Annotated in this window: 26 protein-coding genes; 7 read left to right on the forward strand and 19 right to left on the reverse strand. The window is 44.7% G+C overall.

From position 1 onward, the window contains the following. Nucleotides 1–55: 55 nt before the first annotated feature. Complete coding sequence (locus tag ACLWBB_RS03545) at nucleotides 56–643, reverse strand: hypothetical protein (protein WP_413290188.1); 588 nt, start codon at nucleotides 641–643, stop codon at nucleotides 56–58. 192 nt (nucleotides 644–835) lie between these two features. On the opposite strand from ACLWBB_RS03545, the gene ACLWBB_RS03550 reads away from it, so the two are divergent. Next, nucleotides 836–1,537: a 4'-phosphopantetheinyl transferase family protein gene (locus ACLWBB_RS03550; protein ID WP_413290189.1), complete on the forward strand. Its 702-nt coding sequence runs from the start codon at nucleotides 836–838 to the stop codon at nucleotides 1,535–1,537. On the opposite strand, the gene ACLWBB_RS03555 is transcribed toward ACLWBB_RS03550, so the two are convergent. From ACLWBB_RS03555 to ACLWBB_RS03595, 9 genes are read right to left on the reverse strand one after another with little or no spacing between them, the layout of a single operon-like run. Beyond that, nucleotides 1,534–1,764, reverse strand: coding sequence for an acyl carrier protein (locus tag ACLWBB_RS03555; RefSeq protein ID WP_413290190.1), 231 nt, complete (start codon nucleotides 1,762–1,764; stop codon nucleotides 1,534–1,536). The two genes, ACLWBB_RS03550 and ACLWBB_RS03555, sit on opposite strands and share 4 nt — an antisense overlap. Nucleotides 1,765–1,777: 13 nt before the next feature. Next, a complete protein-coding gene (locus ACLWBB_RS03560; RefSeq protein ID WP_413290191.1) occupies nucleotides 1,778–2,347 on the reverse strand; it encodes a ferritin-like domain-containing protein in 570 nt (189 codons plus the stop codon). Beyond that, nucleotides 2,344–3,444 (reverse strand): SDR family oxidoreductase, encoded by a 1,101-nt coding sequence (locus ACLWBB_RS03565; RefSeq protein WP_413290192.1) that lies wholly within the window; start codon nucleotides 3,442–3,444, stop codon nucleotides 2,344–2,346. Before ACLWBB_RS03565 ends, ACLWBB_RS03560 begins: the two co-directional genes overlap by 4 nt. Continuing rightward, nucleotides 3,437–4,312: an aminoacyl--tRNA ligase-related protein gene (locus ACLWBB_RS03570; protein WP_413290193.1), complete on the reverse strand. Its 876-nt coding sequence runs from the start codon at nucleotides 4,310–4,312 to the stop codon at nucleotides 3,437–3,439. Before ACLWBB_RS03570 ends, ACLWBB_RS03565 begins: the two co-directional genes overlap by 8 nt. After that, the gene (locus ACLWBB_RS03575) at nucleotides 4,309–4,563 is read right to left on the reverse strand and encodes a hypothetical protein (protein ID WP_413290194.1); all 255 of its coding nucleotides are present in this window, start codon (nucleotides 4,561–4,563) and stop codon (nucleotides 4,309–4,311) included. Before ACLWBB_RS03575 ends, ACLWBB_RS03570 begins: the two co-directional genes overlap by 4 nt. Then, entirely contained in the window at nucleotides 4,560–5,423 is an 864-nt protein-coding gene (locus ACLWBB_RS03580; protein ID WP_413290195.1) for a diiron oxygenase, read from the reverse strand. The genes ACLWBB_RS03575 and ACLWBB_RS03580 overlap by 4 nt, the downstream gene beginning before the upstream one ends. Before the next feature lie 4 nt (nucleotides 5,424–5,427). Continuing rightward, nucleotides 5,428–6,378 (reverse strand): 3-oxoacyl-[acyl-carrier-protein] synthase III C-terminal domain-containing protein, encoded by a 951-nt coding sequence (locus tag ACLWBB_RS03585; protein ID WP_413290196.1) that lies wholly within the window; start codon nucleotides 6,376–6,378, stop codon nucleotides 5,428–5,430. A gap of 2 nt (nucleotides 6,379–6,380) precedes the next feature. After that, nucleotides 6,381–6,944 (reverse strand): methyltransferase family protein, encoded by a 564-nt coding sequence (locus tag ACLWBB_RS03590; RefSeq protein ID WP_413290197.1) that lies wholly within the window; start codon nucleotides 6,942–6,944, stop codon nucleotides 6,381–6,383. Next, complete coding sequence (locus ACLWBB_RS03595) at nucleotides 6,941–8,593, reverse strand: AMP-dependent synthetase/ligase (protein ID WP_413290198.1); 1,653 nt, start codon at nucleotides 8,591–8,593, stop codon at nucleotides 6,941–6,943. The genes ACLWBB_RS03590 and ACLWBB_RS03595 overlap by 4 nt, the downstream gene beginning before the upstream one ends. Before the next feature lie 460 nt (nucleotides 8,594–9,053). Here ACLWBB_RS03595 and ACLWBB_RS03600 point away from each other — a divergent pair, with 460 nt between their 5' ends. After that, complete coding sequence (locus ACLWBB_RS03600) at nucleotides 9,054–9,857, forward strand: TIGR02147 family protein (protein ID WP_413290199.1); 804 nt, start codon at nucleotides 9,054–9,056, stop codon at nucleotides 9,855–9,857. Here ACLWBB_RS03600 and ACLWBB_RS03605 read toward each other — a convergent pair. The 4 genes from ACLWBB_RS03605 to ACLWBB_RS03620 form a co-directional block, all read right to left on the reverse strand. Next, complete coding sequence (locus tag ACLWBB_RS03605; protein ID WP_413290200.1) at nucleotides 9,854–10,657, reverse strand: hypothetical protein; 804 nt, start codon at nucleotides 10,655–10,657, stop codon at nucleotides 9,854–9,856. The two genes, ACLWBB_RS03600 and ACLWBB_RS03605, sit on opposite strands and share 4 nt — an antisense overlap. A 6-nt stretch (nucleotides 10,658–10,663) precedes the next feature. Continuing rightward, on the reverse strand, nucleotides 10,664–11,041 hold the full coding sequence (locus ACLWBB_RS03610) for a hypothetical protein (protein ID WP_413290201.1): 378 nt from the start codon (nucleotides 11,039–11,041) through the stop codon (nucleotides 10,664–10,666). Between the two features lie 9 nt (nucleotides 11,042–11,050). Continuing rightward, on the reverse strand, nucleotides 11,051–12,295 hold the full coding sequence (locus ACLWBB_RS03615; protein ID WP_413290202.1) for a hypothetical protein: 1,245 nt from the start codon (nucleotides 12,293–12,295) through the stop codon (nucleotides 11,051–11,053). A 287-nt stretch (nucleotides 12,296–12,582) separates the two neighbouring features. Continuing rightward, the gene (locus ACLWBB_RS03620) at nucleotides 12,583–13,311 is read right to left on the reverse strand and encodes a DNA alkylation repair protein (RefSeq protein WP_413290203.1); all 729 of its coding nucleotides are present in this window, start codon (nucleotides 13,309–13,311) and stop codon (nucleotides 12,583–12,585) included. 150 nt (nucleotides 13,312–13,461) lie between these two features. Between ACLWBB_RS03620 and ACLWBB_RS03625 the strand changes: the two genes are divergently transcribed. Together ACLWBB_RS03625 and ACLWBB_RS03630 are read left to right on the forward strand one after the other, a co-directional pair. Beyond that, a complete protein-coding gene (locus ACLWBB_RS03625) occupies nucleotides 13,462–13,989 on the forward strand; it encodes a hypothetical protein (protein WP_413290204.1) in 528 nt (175 codons plus the stop codon). Nucleotides 13,990–14,031: 42 nt separating this feature from the next. Beyond that, on the forward strand, nucleotides 14,032–14,736 hold the full coding sequence (locus tag ACLWBB_RS03630; protein WP_413290205.1) for a hypothetical protein: 705 nt from the start codon (nucleotides 14,032–14,034) through the stop codon (nucleotides 14,734–14,736). Between the two features lie 8 nt (nucleotides 14,737–14,744). Here ACLWBB_RS03630 and ACLWBB_RS03635 read toward each other — a convergent pair whose 3' ends face one another. Then, nucleotides 14,745–16,547: an AMP-dependent synthetase/ligase gene (locus ACLWBB_RS03635; protein ID WP_413290206.1), complete on the reverse strand. Its 1,803-nt coding sequence runs from the start codon at nucleotides 16,545–16,547 to the stop codon at nucleotides 14,745–14,747. Nucleotides 16,548–16,550: 3 nt separating this feature from the next. Beyond that, nucleotides 16,551–18,590, reverse strand: a complete 2,040-nt coding sequence (locus tag ACLWBB_RS03640) for a protein kinase domain-containing protein (protein ID WP_413290207.1) — start codon at nucleotides 18,588–18,590, stop codon at nucleotides 16,551–16,553. Nucleotides 18,591–18,663: 73 nt separating this feature from the next. Between ACLWBB_RS03640 and coaE the strand changes: the two genes are divergently transcribed. After that, nucleotides 18,664–19,257 (forward strand): dephospho-CoA kinase, encoded by a 594-nt coding sequence (gene coaE / locus ACLWBB_RS03645; RefSeq protein WP_413290209.1) that lies wholly within the window; start codon nucleotides 18,664–18,666, stop codon nucleotides 19,255–19,257. On the opposite strand, the gene ACLWBB_RS03650 is transcribed toward coaE, so the two are convergent. Then, the gene (locus tag ACLWBB_RS03650) at nucleotides 19,254–19,913 is read right to left on the reverse strand and encodes a thermonuclease family protein (RefSeq protein ID WP_413290210.1); all 660 of its coding nucleotides are present in this window, start codon (nucleotides 19,911–19,913) and stop codon (nucleotides 19,254–19,256) included. The two genes, coaE and ACLWBB_RS03650, sit on opposite strands and share 4 nt — an antisense overlap. Nucleotides 19,914–20,052: 139 nt before the next feature. On the opposite strand from ACLWBB_RS03650, the gene ACLWBB_RS03655 reads away from it, so the two are divergent. Then, nucleotides 20,053–20,505 (forward strand): DUF4430 domain-containing protein, encoded by a 453-nt coding sequence (locus ACLWBB_RS03655; RefSeq protein ID WP_413290211.1) that lies wholly within the window; start codon nucleotides 20,053–20,055, stop codon nucleotides 20,503–20,505. Nucleotides 20,506–20,508: 3 nt separating this feature from the next. Here the strand turns inward: ACLWBB_RS03655 and ACLWBB_RS03660 are convergent, their stop codons facing one another. Then, nucleotides 20,509–21,069 carry a hypothetical protein gene (locus tag ACLWBB_RS03660; RefSeq protein ID WP_413290212.1) on the reverse strand — a complete coding sequence of 187 codons (561 nt, stop codon included), beginning with the start codon at nucleotides 21,067–21,069 and terminating at the stop codon, nucleotides 20,509–20,511. Nucleotides 21,070–21,122: 53 nt separating this feature from the next. Between ACLWBB_RS03660 and ACLWBB_RS03665 the strand changes: the two genes are divergently transcribed. Further along, on the forward strand, nucleotides 21,123–22,310 hold the full coding sequence (locus ACLWBB_RS03665) for a hypothetical protein (protein ID WP_413290213.1): 1,188 nt from the start codon (nucleotides 21,123–21,125) through the stop codon (nucleotides 22,308–22,310). A 92-nt stretch (nucleotides 22,311–22,402) separates the two neighbouring features. Here ACLWBB_RS03665 and ACLWBB_RS03670 read toward each other — a convergent pair whose 3' ends face one another. Further along, nucleotides 22,403–23,299 (reverse strand): sigma-70 family RNA polymerase sigma factor, encoded by an 897-nt coding sequence (locus ACLWBB_RS03670; protein WP_413291581.1) that lies wholly within the window; start codon nucleotides 23,297–23,299, stop codon nucleotides 22,403–22,405. Nucleotides 23,300–23,367 lie beyond the last annotated feature (68 nt).

Below are 23,367 nucleotides of genomic sequence, written 5' to 3' on the forward strand. Positions count from 1 at the left end.
CCTATGCCCATCAGCATTTACGGCGCCTTGTGCGCCGTATTAAATAGCCTCGATTTTAACGGAATCCGCCACCATTATTTGGAGGTAAAGTACCTTGGCCAGCAGAGACGCAGATGCCCAAACGTGAGCCTCCACCTGTTGTTCGGCAAGTTGCTCCAGCGCCGCAAGAGTTGACTTGATCAATAAAGCAGCTTTGAGCCACGTTTTGGAAGCAGCTGCTATTACGATTTGTTGGATAACCTTGGCTGTTGCTGACTTGAGGAATGTTCACCCATTGACTGTTGTCTGCACCCCAGCCCCAATAAACAGCACCATAGGCAACTGGTTGGAATTGAGAAATTGCGACGCAGCCAAGACCGTATTGTCCGTTGTAAACGGGACGATGTCCTACTGGGCAGTTACAGAAATTACCCATGTAACCACCTTGGCCCCAAACGGTTTGAGGGTTGTAGTAGTAAGGGTTGTAAGGGTATGCAGCGTATCCGTTATTTTGGCCATAAAGGTTCGAGTTACAGTAGGCACTGCCATTAATACAACTTGCCGGTGGAGGAGCAACAGCCACTGTATTGTCTGATCCCTGTTTGTCAGCACAAGCGACGAACACTAAAGGCATCACTAAGAATGTATAGAACCAGCGTTTCATGACGAGCTCCTTGGGATTTTTCTCCACACTTCATCCACACACTTGGCTTACAAGCTCTATGCCACAGACAATCTTCGTCAGTACTTTGTAAATTGGAAATGGCCTGGGATTTCTTCAAAAAGGTGCCGAGGAACGGCACTCTCGTGCCAAAACGAGCCAATTCCTTTAGGGCTCGTCAATACAAGTATATGTATGTACAATGCTTTTATCGCCATGCTTGTTTTCGAATATAGACACCCTCAGCACCAATACAGCCTTGCTATCTATCGCTTCAAGGACGCCTTTTCCGAGGCGCCAGAGGGCTTTTTGTCAGACGAAGAGCTTCGCGAATTCTCGCAAATGACGATTGAAAAACGTCGTTCGGAATACCTGCAATCTCGGTGGCAACTCAAGAGGCTTCTAACGGAACTAAGTGGAGTTTCCCCAGAACAAATGGACTTTACGAAGGTGGGCGAAGGCAAGCCCGTATGGGCGGGCAGGGCAGATTCTATCGATTTCAATCTCTCACATAGCAGAGACTATTTTGCGATTGCGCTCTCTGAAAAAGGCTTAGTCGGCGTGGACATCGAGAAAAATCGCGAGTCTCGCAATCTTTCTCAGATCGCAAAGAGGTTTTTTTCAAGAGAAGAATTATTGTTGATCGAGCAAGAGCCAAATCCCGCAAAACAAACAGAGTATTTTGCGAAATTCTGGTCGGGGAAAGAGGCCCTGATCAAGGCGCAAGGTGGCGGAGTTTTTAAACACGTCCACGATGTCCTGATCGACGAGGCTTCTTGGAAAATAAAAAAGCTGCCGTTGGAGTATGGCAGCCTTTCGCTTTGGGATCTTCGGTTCTTTACCGAGATTCCCGACTATATCTGTAGCGTCGCTTTCAAACAGAGAACTTCGAACTAAACCTTCTTGCTATTCAGGACCGTGATCAAATCACCTACGGTCTTAACAGGGATCAGATCTTCTTGGTTCAAGCGAACGTGGAAGGTGTTCTGTAAATCGATGACCATGTCGATCAAGATGAAAGAATCAATAACGAGATCTTGCAAAGCAACTGAGTCCGTCACTTTCTCAAGAGGAACATTCAAGATTTCACTGATACGGGCTTTTACTTTGTTGTTGTCGAGCATGGACTTTCCCTTACTATTTTTTGTATTTCAGAATTCCGCTGATGCGATCTTCGTGTTCTTGAACGGTTTTCAAGTAAACATCTTTATCTGCATCGTAGAAACGCTTCAAGGTTTTTTCGATGTGCTCCTTGCCGTATTCGCCTTCCATGTCTTTCAAAGCTTGGGTGACCCATTCAATATGCCACTTTTCATCTTCAACGATGAGATCGAGAGTCTTTTTGACTTCGGGATTTAAATCTGGAGCTTGACGGTGCAAAGCGTACTGACCGATCACGCGCTTTTCAAAAATCAACGTGATGCCTAAGACCTCCATGATATTCGCTGGCATTCCTGCTGCGGAAATATATTGGTCTTGATAAGCCATATCCAGCTTGATTGGAGTTTCACCCAAAGTCTGCAAGCAACGAGTCCAGTACCAAGAGTGTTGGCTTTCATCGGCAAAGTGCTTGGTCAGATCCGTTTGAATCGGGCCCGGAGGCAACGATTTTGCCAGACGGCCAAAGAACAGTGCGCCCGAGATTTCACTGGTACGGTAAAAGCTTAAGAGCCATTTTTCGTTTTCTGTGAGTGGCTGTATTTTCATAAAGCACTTCCTTGGTATTTTGCGAATTTAGTTTGAGCTAGATATTGGCAAGTGTTACGGACGATCTCTTCGGTCGCCGGAGTTTTATAACCAGGTAGCAAAGCCTGCAAAGAAGAGTTATCCACCTCTTTTTTAACAAAAAGCTGACGGCCAAACGGAGAAATGCTTGCAAGGCCTTGATTCAGAACGCTGCCGCCAAAGCCTTTCATATTCGTGACGAGAGTATCAAAAGATTTTTCGTCGGCAAAAAGCGGTTTCAACAAACGGCGCGTCTTGAAAGTCTCATCTTTATTGAATTCATCAAACGCAATATCAATGAATCGGCCTAGCATGATGCTGCCAGCCTGGTCATAACAGACATGATAGATTTTCTGAGCTTCGCCTCGGCTGACAACCGCAGCCAAGGATTCTGCCGTGAAATCTCCATCCACCAGGTGAATCGGAGTTTCCGCTTTGCCCGGTAGAAGAGAAATCAAACCATAATAGAAAAGTTTGAGCGTATTATGAATGGCGTTTTGCTGAATCACGGTGCCCGAGGTGCCATCGGCAATAACTGTTGCAACGCGAGCAATACGCCAAGGAAGTTTCGAGTATTGAGTGCGTAGTGCTTCTTCCACTTCCCATTTAGATCTTTCGTAGTGATTTGCAAATGTTGGATTTGGGAAGAATTCTTCACGAATCGGGCCAGCAGTCATTCCAGAGGCGTACAAAGTACTTACGTAAGTGAAGTTTTCTAGCTTTGGACACTCGGAAGCGAATTTTAGCAATGCTAATGAAGCATCACGATTCACAGAGTTGGCAGTGGTTTCATCTACATTAAACGCAGTTTTCGCAGCATTGTGAATGATGATCGAGATCTCAGAACGATGTGGTTCAAGGGCTTTTGGTAAAGCATCAAGGTCACTTTGCAAAACCTGCACGCGTGCATGCTTGTCGGCAGGAATGCCTTCTAAAAGACTTTGCGTGCGTTTTCCGAGCTCTTCTGCCGAAGTCGCACGTACCGGAACCAAAATAGTTTCAGCACGCTGACTCAACAGGCGAGAGAGAAGTTTATGACCGATATAGCCGGTTGCGCCGGTAAGAAGGATTTTAGCCATTTTGAATCTCCGCAAGAGGCCATGCGGCCGGATTTGTGCCGTAGCGGCTGATGATAGCAAAAATCCAGCGTTCAAGTCCAAACGCGATACAAGCGCTGGTTGCTGTCTCGCCTTGGAATTTAATATTAAAGCTTTCGCCAAAATAGTCTTTGTGGAAGTTGGTCGAACCAATCGAGAGTTCTTTATCAAAGATCATTTCATGTTTCACAGGATCCAGCTGTTGCATGATGAACTTTGGATTGCTTTCAGGATTAAAGAAAGGATCTGTCGCCACTTCCCAGTTTATACCAAGGTTTAGCTTCGTGAATTTTTCAGAGACAAGATCGCGGTACTTTTTTACGAAAGCGCGTACGTGATCTTGCGGACCGATGCACACTATTTCGCGCATATTGAAGGACCACTGTCTTTGCAAAGGTTTGTAGTAAAGCTCGCGACGAAAGCAGTTCGCGCGGGTCGTAAGGTGTACAGGCTCTTGCAGGTCTTGGCCTTGGAAGTGAATGTAGAAGTGATAACAAGCCGCTGGTGTTAAGCAGTCGCAGACCTTATCGATTTCTGTTAGGTGAATGTTGCCGTTGTCATCGCAGCGAGGGCCACCGATGAATTTATCAAGGTTTCCTTCTTTTTGCTGGTCCAATGCTACAGGAAATGTGATCAAGTGAGGGAAGGACTTGAAATAGTCGAGCTTATTAAGTTCTTGCGCTTGAATAAACGGAGGGAAATAAAATTCACGTGCCTGAGCGGTAGCGGCAATTCTTAAGAACATGGCATCCAGGGCTTTGAAAAGTTCAAAGACCGGGCCTGTCAAATTAGACTGTCCGTTAGGAATCCATTTATACCCAGGAATTTCGGTGAATTTGATTTCGCTCATGTCGCAGTCCCAAAGAAAGAAGCATAGATGCTATCAATCGTGTTGAAAGCGCCTGGCTTGATGTTTTTTAGGTTAAACTTGCTGCCTTTGATGCGTTCTACTTCGAGGATCAGTTCCATCACATGCAATGACGTCAAAATGCGGGTCTCCAAAAGGTGAGTGGCATAATTCAATTCAGCTTCCTGAACCTTCTTAGACTTCTTCAGAACCCATTGACGAAGTGTTTCTTTGATTTCTTGTTCAGTTTTCATAACTCAAAAGTCTCCTCGAGAATTCCACATTTTACCAAGTAGTTAATGCTTGCACGAGAGGCCTTAGCACGATGGGCTTTGGCTTTTTCACTCTCAAAGACATTGGACGCCAAATCGTAGGCATCTTCAATGCCGACATCAACGTAGATATCGGGATTATAGTACTCGCGCCACGTCGTGATGTAATAACCACGAATATAGTCACGAACTCCATTCAAAGTCTCTGCAGACCACTGTGGAGAGTGTGTTTTAAAAAGGTCATTCAGAATCACGCGGCCGAAAGCCAAATGGCGGACTTCGTCTTCGTGATGGTTGCTGTTGATTGCGCGGGAAAGTTCTTCAACACGGGTATCACGAGCAGTCGTGACGTTGTAATAGTCCACGATCTCTTCAAAGACGAAGACTTTAATGAAGAACAAAAACTCTTCTTCACCCGGTGCATATTCTCGTGGAAAAACCAATTTGCGATCTGGATAGATTTTCCCCGCGTATTTCTCGCAGAAAGTACCGAAGAAATACATATGTTTGTTTTCTTCGTCGATGAAGTGATGGATATAGTCCGTCACGTCCTGGTTTTCGCTCTCGTACAAACGACGAGTCAGTCCCTCAAGCAGGGATTTTTCGCCATGAACATTCAGGCTATAGAAGTTAATTGCTTCAAAGAAGCTGAGCTTCTTTCGTTGCTCTTCGCCGAGCGCTTCCCACTCGGGGCTGCCGAAGATGGAAATCAACTCGGGACTAACAAACCAGCTGTTCATATCAATTTTTTCAGGAAATTGGATATGAGTAAAAGGATTGTAGAATCCCTTGATCGACTGAGCGGTTAGTTTTTTTGCAACCTGAGAAATATCATGGCTCATATGATTACACCTTCTCTAAGATGACAGCTTGCCAGTTCAATCCGAAGCCAGCCATAAAAAGCAGAAGCTTTTGTCCCGGTTTTACGAGTTTGTCTTCTTCAATTTTGCAGAGGTTCACGATGTTGTCCGAGCTGATGATGTGTCCAACTTCTTTAATGGACTTAAAGTAAACCTTTTCGAACTCAGTTCCTAAAAGGCGTGATAGGATGACCCACGCATTCACATTGGTGTTTTGTGGGATAATCCAGTCGATGTCTTCGATCTTAAGGTTAGATTTTTCAAAGAGCTCCGTCAGTAGACGGTGAGTATAGCTGAAATAACTACCCACTGTTTCATCGTCATTGGCCTGCGCCAATGCGCCATTCGTCAGAGCATGAGTGGCAATCAAACGATAGCCTTTTTCTTCGTTACTGACGACACAAGCTGCAGCTCCGTCAGAGATCACATTGTAAGCTTGTTCGTAAGAGGCCCCTTCGGGAAAGCGATCGGCCGTTACGCAGAGGATTTTATTTTGATCAGTCTCTGAAAGGATCAAAGCACGAGCTAAACGCAATGATCCAAGCATACTCGTACAAGCTTGTTGGTTCAGTCCGAGCACCGCCGCATTTTCAAGCCCGAAGTCAGCCTGCAAGTGGCTTGCAGGATAGTCCATCAGGTATTTAACGTCGCGGCTTTCCTTAAATTTGCTAAAGGATCCGATATTGCCATTCAAAGGCAAACATGTTGCATAGATAATAGAATTCACGCCATTCAAAGCAGGTTGAATCTGCTTTACCGCACCGACAGCCAAGTCATAAGCATTTTTGTCTGGCGAACACATACGGTGAAAAGCAAAGCCCGCTTCTGCAAATTGCTGGAAGTCCGTGAATAGACGACCGGCTTTCGCCGAATCCTCGATGGATATACGTTGGTCTCCCAGTTGATAGGCAAGGTCGTGAATAAAAACGGATTTCATTATTAAGCTCCGATTTTAGGGAAGAAGCGTCCTGTCGTTTTCATGTAAGCTTGGTATTCCTTACCGAAGTTTGAATTAGAAAGATTGTTCTCTTCACGAGCAGCCGTACGATTCAAAATTACCAAGCAGCCAACCATTCCCAGGAACATAATCCAATGTGGAAGGAAAAGAATCGAAGCAAGCTGTACAGTGATGAAAGAGCTATAGAACGGGTGACGGATGTATTTATAAGCTCCCCAAGTCACGATGTTGGCGGGGGCATCGTTCGTTTGATGCCAAAGTGCCAAAGGAATACGATGTGTGCCCATGGTATAAGAGATCATTCCGATAGAGAACGCTGACAAAAGCACGACAGCAAGTTCTGCGGCCATTGGCAAAGTCCAATAAGCTTCAAGTTGAATAAGACCTACGAGTTGGCAGAAGAGAACTCCTGCGTTTAAAAATATTGGGGCTGCAGTTACAAACCACATCAAGTTGTAGCGGCCATCTTTCTTAAAGAAAATACGCGGAAGAATACCGATATAAGCAAAGTTCACAAGTAACAATGTCGCAAGAGTCATGTTCATACTTTAATCCTTTGTTCGATAAGTAGTTCTTTAACTAAGTTCTTTTTAATTTTTAATGTAGTTGTTTTAGGTAGTGGCTCAGTTAAGAAGATAAACTTCGTCGGCCGTTTGTAGTAGCTCAGTTGCAGAGTTGCATCGTGCAATCTTTTTTGAATTTGTTCATGATTTGCAAGGTCTGCTTCGTTCAGAACCACAACAGCGGTCACGATCTCAGTTCCTTTTGTAGCGCCATGAGTAGATTTCATGCCGAGCACACAGATTTCTTGAATGTTTGGAAGGTCACGGAAGCTTTGTTCAACTTCTTCAGGCATTACCTTCTTACCATTGCCAAGGACGATTAAATCTTTATTGCGCCCTTGAATGCTGTAAAAACCATCTTCGTCCATACTGCCAACGTCGCCAGTGTTAAACCAGCCGTCTTCAGATAAGCAGGCTTTGGTTGCTTCTGGATTTTTAAAGTAGCCTGACATGACGATCGGGCCACGTACAAGAATCTCTTGGGTCTCTGGGTGTAAGCGCACTTCGACGCCATCCAAAACTTTACCGATACTTCCGGACTTTTTTGCGCCTGGAGAGTTCGCAGTGATAATCGGTGCGGTCTCTGTCATTCCATAACCTTCGTAGACAGAAATTCCCAAGTTATCAAAAAATGCACCGACCGTTTGATCTAAGGCAGAAGCACCCGAGATCACCACTTGAAACTGGCCACCGAATTTTTTATGCAAAGGATAGAACAACAAGCGACGAAGTGCCTGGAAAGGTAAGTAACGGGCAATTGCCAAAGATGTATAAAACCAAATGCGTTTTAACTTTGAGTGTTGAATTTCGCTCTCGATCCCTTTTTTAAGCGTTCTTAAAAAGAGCGGAACGGCGAGTAGGTTACGGATTTTAAGATCTCTGAAAAAAGAAATGATTTGATGAGGAATCAGAGAGTTTGCGTAATAGACACGGCCTCCGCGCGAGAAAGGCAGCAGAAAGCCCGCCGTGATTTCAAACATGTGATGTAGAGGCAAAATAGACAACAAACGGTATTCGCCCATACTGTGATAGAGTTTTCCTACAGCGGCCACTTGGATGTAAACGTTGTGAAAGCTAAGCATCGCAGCCTTAGGTTGGCTGGTTGTACCAGAAGTAAAGGCCATCAGGAAAGTTTCGTGCTCGGCTCTCACGGTTTTTTTGAAATCGATATTTTGCGAAACACTCTCGGTTCCTGCTGCTTCAATTTGCACAAGCACAGGTTTTTGGTTGGACTCTTGAGCAATGCGTTCGGCGGTTGCACGAGTCTCATCGTTCATGCACAGAATAAACTTGGCTTCCGAGAATTCAGAAATAAATTTTTGATCGTTCAAGTTCAAGCGAATATCAACAGGAACGATTACGCCACCAGCAAGCGGGATTGCGAAGAAACCAATCGCGTATTCAGGGCGGGACTTCGCCAGCAAAAGAACGCGGTCGCCTTTTTCAAGCCCCAGGCTTAATAATTTTGCCGCCAATGTTTCGGCACTGTTCCGAATTGCATTGAAACTCAAAGAACTCCACTGGTCACCTTGTGGGCCCGAATGACGGCCAAAGAGAGCCGGTTTGTCCCCATGCTTTTCTGAAACTGCTTTTAAAAACGAATAAATGTCTATTTGCGCAAGGTTTTCCATATAGTTACTCTCTGCAAATTCTAGTCCCTGGGCGTGTGAATAGGCTATGATTTAACACCCAACTGGACGACGTTTCGACCAATTCTGTTTACAGTCTCGACGAGAGCACAAAAGTCGGCGTTGAGATGAAAAAAGTTAGTCACTTAATTTGGTACGGCAGGCTTTCACGTCGGCATCTTCGTGGGAATCAGATTGACCGGTAACGATCATAGCACGGGGGCGAACTCCAAGTTTCGCAAGCCGCACGAGATCTTGAGTGAGTTATAGAAAACAACTTCTGAAAGATAGTTAGTACAAGTTCAGTGCCGCCTAGGCTGCACGACAGGGGGGAGCTGCGATGGCTGCGCTGTCGAACTGACAAAGGACGTCCCTTGAATCTCAGAGTGAGACAGCCCTTAGTCTGGGGTTGTTAGAAATGGTTATAAAAAATGTAAACCATTTGGTTAACTAGTAATGAGCTATGTCTGTTTATCAATTTGAAGATTACAAAGAGTATTTTAATAACTGGGTAGAATCTTTGCCGAAGCAAGGGCACGGAGAGTATCGCCGTGTTTCGATGGCCTTGAATGTATCGACAACGATGGTCAGCCAGGTTTTCAAAGGCGACAAAGAACTGAGTCTAGAGCTTGCTTGTGACCTTTGTGAGTATCTGAATTTGAACGAAGACGAGACGGACTATTTCTTGTTGTTGGTGGAACATCGTCGTGCAGGTTCAATGAAGCTGCAAAAGCGTCTTCAAAAACAGATCAAAGAGCGTAAAGACAAAGCTCAGAAGTTAGAAAATCGCTTAAAGAAAGAAACCGAACTTTCGGATCAGCAAAAAGCGATTTTCTACTCTAGCTGGATTTACAGTGGTGTGCGGATCTTGGCGTCTTGCGATGATTTCAACGATGCCGTCACTATTTCCCAAAGATTGAACCTACCACGCAACCAAGTGCAAAAGATTTTGGACTTTCTATTAACGAACGGCCTGTTAGTTCAGAAAAAGGGCGAGCTTCAATTAGGAGCCACGAAAACCTTCATTGGCTCATCAGATTTACTGACTGTAAAGCACCATCAGAACTGGCGTTTACAGGGCTTTAATCGCATGGTCCAAGATGATAGCAAGAATCTATTTTATTCAGGTCCCATGAGTCTGTCGCATGACGTAGCAGAACTAATTCGTCAGGAGCTTTCGAATTTATTAGATAAAGTGTACAAGGTCGTGCCGCCTTCAAAATCTGAGACGACACGGTGTTTGAATATCGATTGGTTTGATTTCTAAGGTTGCTCGTAGACGCGGAATCCGCGAGCTGCCATATAGTCCTCAAGCTCCTGAGCATCGAAGCTATCGACCTTTGTCATGAGCGTGCTCGTAATATCGCGAATCGTTTCATAGTCGTAATCTTCAAGGCGAATGTCTTTGCCAAGACCGATTGAGTCACCAACATCCGAAGCATTGCGGTACTTTTTAAAGCACGCGCGACGAGCTTCTTTGTATTTAGTGATATCGCCATTCGAAAGTCTCATCGAAGAGATCCCCGCCAAGCACTGATCTAAAAGATTTGTAAACTCAAGAAGGCGAACTCCCATAATAAGTTCGTGAAGGATCAGAGTCTCTTGCTGGCGTGGTTCCATTTTTGCGAACAGAAGATCGTTAATCCAAACTTCCTTCAGTTTTTGAAGCGCGATTTGGTCTGTTCTGAAGCCGACGCCGATTCTTGCAGCTGGAAGATTTCTAAGCTCTGTCGGGATTAGATACCAAGCGCGCTCTTCAGAGATGTGCAAGATATCCGCGGCAAGTTTTGGAAAGCGTGTAACCAGTTTATCGATGACTTGGGTTTTGACTCTTAAGTAAGCGGCTTGCTGATTAAGATCGACACGGAAGCTCTCGAGCGGTTTTCCGTCAAGACCGTTACCGCCGCCGCCGCCGTCAATTCCACCTTCGTTATGACTTGGCGGAACGGGCAAACCGGTTCCGTTTTCATTCACGTAGTGTTTTTCAACGACTTTCTCTTTGACCGGCTGGCAGGCCGTCAAACCAAGAAGCGTTAGAATGTTGATAATTAAAAGCCAATTTTTCATTTTATTTTATCTCGTTACAAATACCCGTTTTTGCAGCGTTGTCAGGTTGTAAACCTCTTCCGTAAGGGTTCCTTTATTATCTATGCTTTGCAAAACAAGGTGGTTGCTATCAAAATCCAAATAGCCTTGGGATTTAACGGACTTTTCAGTTTGGCCTTTGGAACTTCCAATTACTAATTCAATATCTTTCATGAAATAAATGGTCTTCGTCGAACTGACTTGAGCCTGAGGTGCTTTCACCGTCAGGCACAGGTCCCCTTTGCTTGCGCAATTCTGGATCTGAACATTTTGCATCGTAATTTCTGCCGATGCTGTCAGAGCCAGAGGCATGGTGACAAGCATCATGCCGAGGGTTTTAGTAAGAAGAGAAGTCCATTGATTCACAGTCGTGTCCTAGTTCTTTTTCTTTTGTGGAATCTTGCTGATATCACCATCTGGGAACAAGCCACCGAAAGTGTTATCAGACCAGCGAGTTACTTGACCATCTTGATCTACAGACTCAGGCAAGATGTTCTTCAAATCTTTTGGCGGGTTTTTCAAGAAACCAACCAAGTTCACACGGATTTTATCGATTTCGTTGTCTTGTTCATCCTTGATTGGCTGAGTGAATACACCACCCAAAACTTGATCAAGCATTGCTAAAGACTTCTCTGATGCATCAGAAGTGTCAACACAAAGTCCGTCTTTGAACAAGTAGCCACGGCGTTGATTTGGAGAGTCTACACCTTTAGGGCATACACGGTCTTGATATTGTTTTGCCCATTTTACTGCGGCACTAGTATCAATTCCAAGCTCAGGGATCAGTTGCAAAGTGTTGTTAGCATTCAACTTCGCGATGCTTGGCAACGTCTTGTAGTAAGCCAAAGCCTCCGGCGGAGTCATATTCTTAAGCGACTCATTTTTAGAGATTTGCTCAAGTGTGCTGAAGTCGTAAGCTGTAAAGATCGACCAGTAAAGCATTTCACCGCCAGTAATTTGGCGAAGTGCAATGATATCTGCAGAGTTAATTCTTTTTTGAGCGATCGTCCCAGTTTCGCAAGTTACGTCGATAGCTCCATCAACTCCATCTTTCCAAGTGCATGAACGAGCAGCTTCTTCATTGATCTCTTTTTCAAAGATATGAGGGTTCAAGTTCAGAGTCAGTTCCAACGTAGGATTCATTTTCAAGAATTTTCTGAAATCGTTCAAAGCGCCGGTGTAGTCAGACAATACTTTTGCAAGCTGGCTGTTTGTGTGAATGTCCGCAGGGCCGTCCATCAAGAAAGTTTTTAATGGAGACTCTGGGAATTGCTTTTGCCATCTTTCATGGTCGGCTTTTTGTTTTGGATCTTTGCTCACCAAAGGAGTGATTCTGCGAGCAATCCCTTTGAAGACCATCAAACGCTTTACAAAGCCTTTATAAAATTGAGCTTTTTTATTTGATGGATCTTTTTCAAGAGCCATGTCGAACACTTTATCAGAAAGCATGAAAGTGTAGGGGCTTACAAGTTGTTCGCCGGCATCAGCAAGCTCATCAGACTTCATCTGATTGTTTGCGTGGATCTGCTTTGCTTTTTCTGATTCGGACTTGCTAGAACAAGCTGTTAAAGCAAGAACCAAACTCGTAGCGAGTAGGGTGGTTTTAAAAACTGTTTTCATATCGTATCTCCTGTTTTTCCGTTATGCGGTCTTTAGGGTGCCGCGTTTGTATAAGCTAGTTATAGCCCGCATAACTTTGGGAACACAGATTTTGTTAGTAAATTGTTTCAACAAATATTAACCAAATGGTTAACATTTATCGGCTCAAATCAAATCTATTCTGTTTAAACCGGAAGGATCTATTACAAGGACTGTGCCCTGACAAGTGAAGATCTAGTCTCATTTAAATGGATTTGAGCTAGCTCCCATGAAAATGAAGTGGGCAGCAGACGAAGATTGTCAGGCCTTTAGGCTGTTTTGGTCTTCATTTTCAGGTACTTGAGGCGTTCTTTCTCGGGGAATTTCTCGATCGCATATCTAAGAGCCGTACGAGGCATCTTCATTGAGTATGTGTCTAAGAATTTCTTTTCTACAGCGAGATCGCGATTGCCGATTTCCCGCAGCATCCAGCCCACGGCCTTGTGCATGAGATCGTGTTCATCAAAAAGCAAAATCTCTGCGATCTTAAGAGCGTCTTTGAAGTCTTTCTGACGGATAAAATAATAACAAGACAGCATTGCGACTCGCTTCTCCCACAGATCCTTAGAGAGGGCGAGCTTGTAGAGAATTTTACGATCGCGTTCAAAAAGGTAAGGGCCGCTTAAGTAGGGTGCCGAGGCATCTACCAAGTCCCAGTTATTCACGCCTTTTAAGTTTTTCATGTAGAACTTAAAGAGCTGCCCTTGAGTTTTTTCGTCCTTCTTTTTCCATGCCTTGTTGAACTGAAGAACTAGGATCATCAAAGCAATAGCGCGTTCTTCATGGATTTTAGATTTAATGAGCGTCTGAATTTCTTTGAGTGAGAAGTCTTGATACTTTTTGGCGAGAGTTCGGCAGGGCGGGACTTTGATGCCAGCAAAGATATCGCCCTCGCCATATTCGCCAGGTCCAGTTTTAAAAAAGCGCTGCAGGATTGTAGCATCTGCAGGGCGGCTCAGTTTTTTGAAATCTTTTTTGAATTCTGCCAAAGTAGCCATGGATCTACAGATCCCATTAAGCTATTGAAATTTCAAGAATTTGTTTAGACTCGTGCGAACAGACTGATTTTGCATAACGGACTAAGGTCTGTTGACCCTAGTCGAGGTTCAAGACAAGATAAAGGAATCCTCTGAAAAGGAGTTCTAAGGATGATGAAATTATCTTTTGCCATTGTTTTGGGTCTGTCTCTTCAAGCCTACGCTGCGATCCCAGCAAAACCTAAATCTCCCGTAGGAAAAATTCTTGTGACTGAAGGTCAAGCAACCGGTGGTGTTGCTGGCACTGGTTATAGTTTGATGGATTTGCGTCGTACTGCTGATGCAAAGAAAAAAGTAGAACGCATCGTGATTGATTTTGGTGATATGGAAGGAAAACCGCAAAAAGGTTTGCCAGCTTATTTCCATGCTGAGCTTAAGAAAAATCCAAATCGCTTGGTTTTGGATTTCAACCAAACTCCGAACAGCCGTTTGGATGAAGGCCGCTTAGCAAATCGTTTCAAAGATTCTCTTTTCGTGAAAAAGAGTTCTATGATCTTGGATCCTGAAGACAAAGCACTCAATCTAACTTTGGATTTGGCTCCAGGTACTTTTGCTCGTGTTTTCCAAGTTAAAGGCGAGAAGTCTAGCGCCAAAGTCGTCATCGATCTTTTCACCAAAAGTAAAACTGCTAAGAAATAGGATCTTCTGTTGAAAATCTGGTGCCTGTTTTTTTCTTTACTAGTGCTGACAACTCGGGCGGAAGCCCGGGTTTTTAATATAAATTCAGAAAAGTTCGCAGGATACTTTTTGGCGACAGGTGGTCCCTCGGCTATTGGACAAAATGCTTTTCTGAATGAAGATGCGACGTCGACGACCTATTCTGCAGACGTGAAGTACAACTACACGGGTGAATTTGGATTTTTATACTCGCGCCCCTATGTAAGTATGCGTTTTGGTTTCGAGGTCTTTAAACCGTCCATGCTCAAAGACGTGGTAGCAAGTAGTGGGGCGACAGAGATCTATAGCCTGAACAGCGACGTCGTAGCGTTTGCACCAAAGCTTGGGATCGAGTTCAATGTTCATAGCACCGCAAATTATCGCTCTTTCATTCAGGTGTTTGGTGGCTCGGCGAGTGTTAGCTACAAAAACGATTATACGATTATTAGTTATGGCGGGCAGAGTGATCATTCGGTCTCTGCAAAGGGGACTACGACCTATTACGGCGGCTCTTTAGGAGTTGAATCCCACATGACAGATACGACCACTTACATTTTTGAATTTGGTTATCGCAAAATGCTGGTGGACAATCTTAAGTACAGTAAAGACGTGACCACATTCCAAGGCGCACAAACAGCAGGAAGCCCCGTGCTAGATATCGACGGCAATCCTCGCACTCTGGATTTCAGCGGCGGCTTCATAAGCATCGGCTTCCGCTTTTACCTTTAGAATACATTCTAGTTGTAGAGGTTATCGATTTCTTTTTGATACCGTTGCGTAAGCACTTTGCGCTTCAGCTTCAATGACGGAGTGAGCTCTCCACCTTCAACTGTAAATTCAGCAGGGACGACAAAGAAGCGTTTGATGCTTTCATAGCTTGCAAGATCCGCATTAGTCTCTGCAATATGATCACGAATGATATCTTGAACCCACGGACGTTGTACAAGATCAGTCCATTGACTGAAGGTCTCATCGCGCTCTTTTGCTAAAGCTTGTAGGTGAATCGGATCTACAGTGAGTAGTGCGACAATGTATTTCTTTTGGTCTCCACAAATAAGAGCCTGAGTAACAAGCGGATTCAATTTGAGCAGGCCTTCCAGTTTTTGCGGAGCCACGTATTTTCCACCAGCAGTCTTAATAAGATCTTTTTTACGATCCGTGATTTTTAGATCGCCACCTTGCAAGATCGTGCCGATATCGCCGGTATAGAACCAGCCATCTTTGATCACTTCCGCAGTAGCTTCTGGATTTTTGTAGTATTCCTTCATGATTTTGTGGCTGCGAATCAGGATTTCTCCGTCTTCGGCAATTTTAAATTCCACATCACCAATCGGTCGTCCCACAGAACCGAATCTGTAGTTAAACGGTGTATTCACAGCAACCGCAGCCGTTGTTTCTGTCAGGCCATAACCTTCCAGTATCAAAACGCCAGAGGCATGGAAGAAACTAGAAATTTCCTGAGACAGGGGAGCTCCGCCGCTGATCGCAAAACGCAGGCGGCCACCAAAGGCAGCGCCAACTTTGCCAAGAACCAGTTTGCGGGCTAACTCGTAAGTCGCGAGTAGCTCCAAAGGAATCGTCTGGTGAGTTAGTTTCAGCTCGGTCACTTTGCGACCAACACCGACAGCCCAAGTGAAGAGTTTCTTTTTCACAGGGGAAGCATCCATTTGTGCTGTAATTGCTGAATAAATTTTTTCAAAAATACGAGGTACTGAAATCAAGAAAGTCGGGCGAACATCTACAAGATTGCCGCGGATCTTTTCAAGGCTTTCTGCATAGGCCATTGTAAAGCCGATATAGGCATGTCCCCAATGTTCAATACGACCCAAAATGTGAGCGTATGGAAGGAATGACAAAGACAGATCCGTATCTTCGACATCGAAGATCGTAAAGGCTTCACTGACCTCGGAAATAACTTGGGTGTGCGTGATCACCACTCCTTTTGGAGTGCCGGTCGTCCCAGAAGTATAAAGCAAAGTCGCTGTATCGGTATTTTTGAGAGAGCCACAAAGATCTTCGAAGGCCGTTGGATTCTTTTTAAGAAGTTCTTTGCCTTTTTTCTCGAGCATATCCCAAGTGATAAATTGCTCGTCATCCAAAGACTTACGGCTTTCGAAGAGAACTACTTTTTCAACAGTCGGGCATTTGTGCTTGATCTCGTCCCAAACACGCAGAAGAGCGTCGTTTTCTAAAACCAAAACACGTGCTTCTGAGTTATTTAAAATATATTCGACGTCATTGGGTGTGTTGTTTTGATAGATTGAAACCACAACCCCATGAATACCCATAGCCGCATAATCTGCGACAGACCACTCGTAACGAGTGTTGGACATGACAGCCACTCGGTCTTTGGGTTTTACACCTAACGATAAAAAGCCAGCGCCGAAGGTTTCGATGTCTTTGTAGTACTCTGGCCAGGTCTTGTTGACCCAGTCGTTTCCTTTTTTATACATCAATGCTTTCGCGGCCGTTCTTTCGCGGAACGAAAGAATGCTGTTTCCAAGGGTGGTCGTCGGTGGGGCGGTTCTTTTGCGAGTCATAATTTATTGGCCTGAAGGTTTCCTTTGATCCACACCGAGGATTAAATCCACGGACTTCTTCTGATTGGCATCCACACGAACGACTTGTTCTGCAGACAACTTATAGAAAGGATCATAAGCAGTAATACGAACAGGGGTGCCAGCCGGAATAGCATACTTCGAGATAGGTGGTTTTTCACCTAGACGAATTCCATTCACATAAATAACTGTGTTCAAACCGCCGTTGGCCACGGTGATCGAAATATAAGCTGCTTTTTGTGCTGGCTGCATAGACATAGTGAAAGTGGAACCATTTTGCGATGCGCGAATGGTACCTTCGTAGTTCATGTAGCCTTCTTTTTTCAGAGTCACAACATAGTCTTTATGAGCTTCCAAAGAACGACGGTTTGGAGTGAAAGCTCCGGTGTCTTCACCATTGATGAAAACACGTGCACCGTTTGGCTCACTCACCAAAAGAATCGTGTACTGCTGTGGAGGAGCAGATGAAGCTTGATCAGTTTTCTGCGTAGCATCTGGTACTGGTTGCTGTGCCGGACGAGGAGAGTCGACTTGTTTAGGCAAGCTCTGAACAATCTGTTCGCCTTCACCTAAAAGACTCTTCACCATGCGACCGCCAGATGGAGTATTGTAGAAGTACCAACCGCCGAAAATAGAACCAATAGCGACGATACCAATAAGACCCCACGTCACAGCCTGTTCAATCAATGCAGATTGAGAAGAGCCAGTACGCAGTTTTGTAGAAGTATACGTATTAGTAACACGTGTGTTATTCGCAAGGGCATGCTTTCTTTCTGATTCACCCTTATAGAATTGCTTGCGGGCAGAAGGAGCATCCGTTCCTGATTTTAAACTATCAAGATTGATCTTAACGTCATTGCCATCGACTTTAATGCCAAGCTCGTTGTCTTCGACTGTGAAGCTCGAGTCTCCACCAAGTCCTGGCAAAGAACCCGGCGACGTAACAACAGTTGTCGGGGCCTGATTCGGAATTTGTGCAATATGAGCCACGACTTCGGTTTTATTACCGACAGTACGAGTGATCAGAGTCTTATCGTCTTGAGTTTGCACAGAAAGTTTTGCGTATTCCACAAGACGGCGTTTTTGTTCAAGATAGATTTGCGAGAAAGCCGTCTTCACGAAAACGCTGAAATCGTGTGGAGAGAACTCTGGATATTGCGTATTCAAGAAACGGTTCAAATCACGGTGAAGAGCTGCCGCTGTTTGATAACGAAGGCTCTTATCTTTTGCCAAAGCCTTATTCACAATTCTTTCCAGTTCCGGCGGAACTGACGGATTGATTTTGCGAATACTTGGAATTTGGCACTCACGGATTTTTCTTAAGATTGCAGCTTCACTGCTAGAAGTGAAGAGACGGTCATTCGCGAGCAATTCCCAAAGGACAATACCTAAAGAGAAGATATCCGTACGCAAGTCGATAGGCATACCATCAGCTTGTTCGGGACTCATGTAGCCGAATTTCCCTTTAAGAGTTCCGGCTTTAGTTGCTTCCATTTGGGTTTCAGCTTTAGCGATACCGAAGTCGATGATTTTTACTTCACCTTCAAAGCTCACCATGATGTTTTGCGGGCTCATGTCACGGTGAGTGATGTTCAGAGGTCTGCCAGTCGTGCCATCGATACAACGATGGGCATGATCCAAACCTGCCGCGACTTCTTTTGCGATATAAACGATTTGGTCAATCGAGAACTGAACATTGGATTTCTTCATCTCGTTGACGATCTGGCGAAGGTTGCGGCCTTCGACATGCTCCATCACAAGGAAGAACTGCTTATACTCAACCCCGAAGTCATAGATCGAAACAACGTTTCCGTGATTCAAGTTCACGGCGATTTTTGCTTCTTCTTTGAACATATCGATGTATTCTTGGCTCTCGGAGTGTTGAGGAAGGATACGTTTGATCGCAACGAATTTATTAACGCCAACGGCACCGACGGATTTAGCCAAATAAACTTCGGCCATCCCTCCGGTAGCTAGCTTCTCGAGCAGCAGATATTTACCAAATTGTTCGAGCTGTTGAGACATTAAATTCGTTTCCTCTTTGTGGAAATATCGGTAAAATATTGAAAGCTCTTAAGGAATCTGGACCATTTAATATATGAAGTGGATAGGAATTACCGGCGGAATTGCCACCGGCAAAAGTACTGTAACAACGAGGCTCAGGACCTTAGGCTATGAGGTTCTGGATGCGGATGCTATTTCTCATCAGGTCACAGGTCCAGGCGGAGCGGCGCTACCTCAGATTTTCACAGTTTTTGGTCCCAGCGTTAGGACTTCGGATGGGGGGCTGGACCGCAAGGCTTTGGGCCATCTCGTCTTTGGTCGAGAAGATCAAAGAAAAAAACTCGAAGGAATTATTCACCCTCTTGTCCGTGCAGAAGTCGCGAAAGAAAAGGTGCGTTTGCAGGACGAAGGTCAGAAGGTAGCGTTTTACGACGTCCCTTTGCTTTTCGAAAAGCAGATGGAAAAAGACTTCGATGCAGTTTTGTTGGTCTCGTCGACAGAAGATCTCCAACTACAACGGTTGATGAAACGAAATTCTCTGACGGAAGCTGAAGCTCGCAGTCGCTTGTTAAGTCAAATTCCTATTCAGGAAAAAGAAAAGAAAACCAAGTACATCATTCACAATACGCGGGATTTGAGCCACCTCGAAAATGAAGTGGACCGTCTTTTGAAAGAACTCAAAGTTTAGTATTTGTAACCATTTTGACTAGCTAAATCCGAATCCGGAAAGAAGACGCGTCTCCACACCGGAACTTGATGGCTGTCGTCGGGGCTGTAGAGTTTTTTTGTTTCTAAATCTCCCACTGGATTTTTGCCGACCTGATTGCGAACCTTCAGGCGAAACTCGTACGGCGCAATAGTTTCCTGATAAGTTTCTGAAAATAACCCGCGTTTTTGTTCAACTGCGATCTTCGCAAGTTCGCTGTATTCCATCGCGATTTTTTTATTGAATGGAAAAATAAAATAAAGATAGCCCCAACCATTTTCGAGCATTTCGCGGTTCACTTCGACAGAGTCCACGATCACGCGACCAAGGATGCGATCATGTTTGTCCATGCCGCTTACTTCATAAAGGATGGTCGCGGTTGCGCCCACCGGCGCTAGGCTTCGTAAATAATCGCGAGCTTGAATTGCGGATTCACCTTGATCAAATTCAAAGAAACTCACTTCAGGAGTATCCACGCCTAAAAGACGGATCTTGTATTTGGTAGTATCGCCTGGAACCCGCATTGTTAGCGTGTCACCGTCGTGAACGTCTGCGATAATGCCGGTCAAAGACTCAGCAGAGCTTGCAAGAGGTAGAAGGAAAAGAGCAGCAAGAATCAGTTTTTGAATATTAAGCATGGCGCACTTTAACAGAGTTCGAGGCATTTTCCGTCTAAAAACGAATGCTGTGTTGCCAGTGGGAAAGTCTTACTGTCCAGAGATTTGACAGTGGGCTTTATCTTTGCAAATTCACCTGACTGGCTTTAAAACCAAGTCTATGAAAAAATCAATCATCATTCTCGTGTCGTTGTTTTCTCTTCATTCTTTTGCTTTGAACTGGAAAGTTGTAGGACCTTGTTCTGCAAAGCCTCTTTATAAAGGTTCGATTGAAGCAGATTTAAATAAAACTTTGGGTGAGATCTCTACACAAGTGTTTGATGCGAATCAAATTCCTTATGTGGGTGTGCCTCAAGGTTTTAACTCTATCAATAACAGCCCTATGGGTTTGGATGCGATTGAAGTTGTTTCTGACACAGAACTTCGTGCTTATGGTTGGTGCTACTCTTTGAATGGCGCTCGTCCTTCACAAGCACCAAGCGAAGTGAAGCCTTTATCCCAAGACGACACTCTTGTTTGGTATTACGGTTACGTGACCAATAAGAACAATCAATGGGGTGAGTCTTGCGAACCAGGGTATCGCGTAAAAGCCGCTCAATTTTGTCAGAAGTAATTTTTAGAACGCAAATCCCAAAGACATTTCAAGCTGGGGACCAACAAGAGCATAGCTGACTCCAATTTCACCTTGGAGTCTTTGGTTCCAATGAAACATATCATCAATTCCAACAGCAGCCATCGCTTGAATCTTTTTAAGGTTCAAGACAGAGCCAATTCCATCCGTTGAATCGATAAGATCGCCAACTGCAAATTTGTAGTAGGGCATCGTCTGAGTTTCGAGTGGGAAATAAAATTTCTTACCCACCACTAGGTGAATAAAATTGTCTTTTCCAATCATGAATTCGCCTTGCCAGGTGCTGAGACTGCTTTTGAGAAAGTCATAGCGAAGTCCGTAGATGTACATCTGTTCCGCTTGGTTTGTTTCCTTAAGTGCACCACCAATAAAACCTAGACGAAACGACCAGTTTCTTTCGATTTGGCTCGAACCATAGATGGGTTCGCTCTTGTTCTTTGGTGAGATGTCAATAGGAGATGGTTGATGATCAATCACGGGAGCTGCATTTGCTGCAAAGCCGCTCAAGACCAAGGTCAAAAAAAGAATCGGAACGTAAAGACGCATACAAGAAAGTATATTTTACGAATACAATTTTTGGAAAGTCTTTTGGAGGATTTATGGTTTTTGGGAGAGGGAAGCTCCTTTTTTCTGTTGTAGCTCTGTTGGTAACTGGACCTGTGTGTTTTGCGCAAGAAGATGGGGTTAGTTTCCGTATTCACCATCACTATCAGTCTCCGCGTGCCTTGGGAATGGGTGATGCTTTCGTAGCAGTTGCAAACGACTATAGTGCTATTTTCTATAACCCAGCGGGTTTGGCTCGTCGTACGGACGGTCAAATCAACTTGTCTTTTGGTTTGGGGGCAACTCCGAAGTTTGCGGACATCTCTAAAGATATTCAGGATGCGCAAAATACTCCGGGCAGTGACGCTGATAAACAAGAAGCACTCATGGAAGTTATCAATGAGAACGCCGGAAATTCTTATGGCCTCAGAGTTGAAGCGCCAAGTGGGCTTTGGGTGCGTCCAAATTGGGGGATCGCGGTTATCCCGATGGATTTGTCAGTCCAAATGGACTTCCATAATCAAGTAGGTCCTGCAATCAATACGACGGTTTATGCAGATACCACTTTGGCCTACGCTTACGCGCGGGACTTTGATTGGATTCAGAATTCTCGTTTTTCAATGGGTGTTACGGGAAAATTCGTAAACCGCGGGTATTTCAGTAAGCCAGTAACTTTGATGGAAGCTGCTGCTGACCCGAATCTGGTTAAGAAAGAAGATCTTCAAGAGGGTTACACTGTCGATGCTGATATCGGTATGTTGTGGACTCCGAACATTCCTTCTGAAGGATGGTTGTCGTGGCTTTCATTGGCAAAACCAACTTTCGGTGCAGTTGTTCGTAACGTCGGTGAACTTGGTTTTGGTCAGTCTTTGAAACTTTTGAACGATGTAAAAACGGCAGCTCCTGAAAAACTTTATCGTGTTTTGGATGTCGGAACTCGTTGGGAGTACCCAGAACTTTGGATTTTCAGTGGTCGCGGAACATTGGATGTGCGTGATATCGGTCATCCTCTTTTCAGTGTTAGAAAAGGTTTGCATGTCGGCTTTGAATTCGACTGGACTGTGGCAAGCTGGTGGAAGGGTCACTATAATGTGGGTCTTAACCAAGGATACTTCACAGCGGGTCTTGGGGCTCAGTTGACGTGGTTTAATCTGGATCTTGTCACTTACGCGGAAGATGTCGGTCCTTACGGGCATCCTGTCGAGAGCCGAACTTACATGGCTCGATTCAACATGGACTTCTAAAATAATAGAAGCTACGACGAGGTTCTTACGAAAACCCACATCTTTTATCAGATGTGGGTTTTTAATTTATGTAGGATTTTGGTTTCGAGAGATTATGAACCGATAATCTCGATTTCAACGTCTTCAAGACTTTTGCGATCCATCACAATTTCAATATCAACAATCTTTCCGTCCTCAATAGTAAAGCAGAATGCAACAACTGGCTTTCCGCCAGGAGCCCACGTCATGCCCGGAGCTCCATTGATAAGTGCGAGTTGGGCTGCAGCCGCTTTGCCTTTAAGAGTATTAGCCACATTCGCAGCGCCTTTGATCTCGCGCTGAAATTGAGGTGCGCCTTTGGCTTTATTGGCTTCGGCGATCTTAATCGCCGTTTCATCCGCGCGTAACGTCGCGTGAGGGTGAAGTAAACGGATTAGCGCTTCAAATTGACCGTCTCGTGACGCTGTTACAAAGGCAGCGACGACTTCTTGACGGCGTTCGAGATCTTCGTGTGGGGTCTCAGCACCACGAACTCGTCGGCGCGCACGACTAGCTAACTGTCTCGTGGTTTCTTCAGTGCGATCGATGATCGGCGCAATTTCTTCAAACGATAAATCAAAAAGATCGTGAAGAACAAAAGCGATTCGCTCTGCAGGAGTCAGCAAATCAAGTACGACGAGCAAAGCAGGTCCGACAGCATCTGCTATCATATAATCGGCTTCTGGATTGCCGGCTTTTTCGTGAGATACGTCCGAAAATCTCTCGTCCAGTGGAGCTTCGCCTCGCGTCTTTCGTGAGCGTAGCATATCAAGGCAAACTCTCGAGACCACTGTTGTTAGCCAACCGTTTAGGTTTTCAATTTTCTCAGACTCTGATCGGTTTAAGCGAATCCAAGCTTCTTGGACAGCATCTTCGGCCTCGCCAGTGGATCCGAGCATTCTATAAGCCACGGACTTAAGATGCCCGCGGGTTTCTTCAAAATTTTTAGCTAACCAGTCTTTTTTATCCATTTTAGTCATGACGAAGCATCCTGCGAAAGTGTGACAAGAAATCTCAGTAATTTTCTATTATTATCCTA

The sequence above is a fragment of the Bdellovibrio sp. HCB337 genome, from assembly GCF_047302465.1.
In the GTDB taxonomy this organism is placed as follows: domain Bacteria; phylum Bdellovibrionota; class Bdellovibrionia; order Bdellovibrionales; family Bdellovibrionaceae; genus JACMRP01.

Coding starts and splice junctions, on each gene's coding strand:
- ACLWBB_RS03545 (WP_413290188.1), bottom strand. CDS start 643: ATGAAACGCTGGTTCTATACATTCTTAGTGATGCCTTTAGTGTTCGTC.
- ACLWBB_RS03550 (WP_413290189.1), top strand. CDS start 836: ATGTACAATGCTTTTATCGCCATGCTTGTTTTCGAATATAGACACCCT.
- ACLWBB_RS03555 (WP_413290190.1), bottom strand. CDS start 1,764: ATGCTCGACAACAACAAAGTAAAAGCCCGTATCAGTGAAATCTTGAAT.
- ACLWBB_RS03560 (WP_413290191.1), bottom strand. CDS start 2,347: ATGAAAATACAGCCACTCACAGAAAACGAAAAATGGCTCTTAAGCTTT.
- ACLWBB_RS03565 (WP_413290192.1), bottom strand. CDS start 3,444: ATGGCTAAAATCCTTCTTACCGGCGCAACCGGCTATATCGGTCATAAA.
- ACLWBB_RS03570 (WP_413290193.1), bottom strand. CDS start 4,312: ATGAGCGAAATCAAATTCACCGAAATTCCTGGGTATAAATGGATTCCT.
- ACLWBB_RS03575 (WP_413290194.1), bottom strand. CDS start 4,563: ATGAAAACTGAACAAGAAATCAAAGAAACACTTCGTCAATGGGTTCTG.
- ACLWBB_RS03580 (WP_413290195.1), bottom strand. CDS start 5,423: ATGAGCCATGATATTTCTCAGGTTGCAAAAAAACTAACCGCTCAGTCG.
- ACLWBB_RS03585 (WP_413290196.1), bottom strand. CDS start 6,378: ATGAAATCCGTTTTTATTCACGACCTTGCCTATCAACTGGGAGACCAA.
- ACLWBB_RS03590 (WP_413290197.1), bottom strand. CDS start 6,944: ATGAACATGACTCTTGCGACATTGTTACTTGTGAACTTTGCTTATATC.
- ACLWBB_RS03595 (WP_413290198.1), bottom strand. CDS start 8,593: ATGGAAAACCTTGCGCAAATAGACATTTATTCGTTTTTAAAAGCAGTT.
- ACLWBB_RS03600 (WP_413290199.1), top strand. CDS start 9,054: ATGTCTGTTTATCAATTTGAAGATTACAAAGAGTATTTTAATAACTGG.
- ACLWBB_RS03605 (WP_413290200.1), bottom strand. CDS start 10,657: ATGAAAAATTGGCTTTTAATTATCAACATTCTAACGCTTCTTGGTTTG.
- ACLWBB_RS03615 (WP_413290202.1), bottom strand. CDS start 12,295: ATGAAAACAGTTTTTAAAACCACCCTACTCGCTACGAGTTTGGTTCTT.
- ACLWBB_RS03620 (WP_413290203.1), bottom strand. CDS start 13,311: ATGGCTACTTTGGCAGAATTCAAAAAAGATTTCAAAAAACTGAGCCGC.
- ACLWBB_RS03625 (WP_413290204.1), top strand. CDS start 13,462: ATGATGAAATTATCTTTTGCCATTGTTTTGGGTCTGTCTCTTCAAGCC.
- ACLWBB_RS03635 (WP_413290206.1), bottom strand. CDS start 16,547: ATGACTCGCAAAAGAACCGCCCCACCGACGACCACCCTTGGAAACAGC.
- ACLWBB_RS03640 (WP_413290207.1), bottom strand. CDS start 18,590: ATGTCTCAACAGCTCGAACAATTTGGTAAATATCTGCTGCTCGAGAAG.
- coaE (WP_413290209.1), top strand. CDS start 18,664: ATGAAGTGGATAGGAATTACCGGCGGAATTGCCACCGGCAAAAGTACT.
- ACLWBB_RS03650 (WP_413290210.1), bottom strand. CDS start 19,913: ATGCTTAATATTCAAAAACTGATTCTTGCTGCTCTTTTCCTTCTACCT.
- ACLWBB_RS03655 (WP_413290211.1), top strand. CDS start 20,053: ATGAAAAAATCAATCATCATTCTCGTGTCGTTGTTTTCTCTTCATTCT.
- ACLWBB_RS03660 (WP_413290212.1), bottom strand. CDS start 21,069: ATGCGTCTTTACGTTCCGATTCTTTTTTTGACCTTGGTCTTGAGCGGC.
- ACLWBB_RS03665 (WP_413290213.1), top strand. CDS start 21,123: ATGGTTTTTGGGAGAGGGAAGCTCCTTTTTTCTGTTGTAGCTCTGTTG.
- ACLWBB_RS03670 (WP_413291581.1), bottom strand. CDS start 23,299: ATGGATAAAAAAGACTGGTTAGCTAAAAATTTTGAAGAAACCCGCGGG.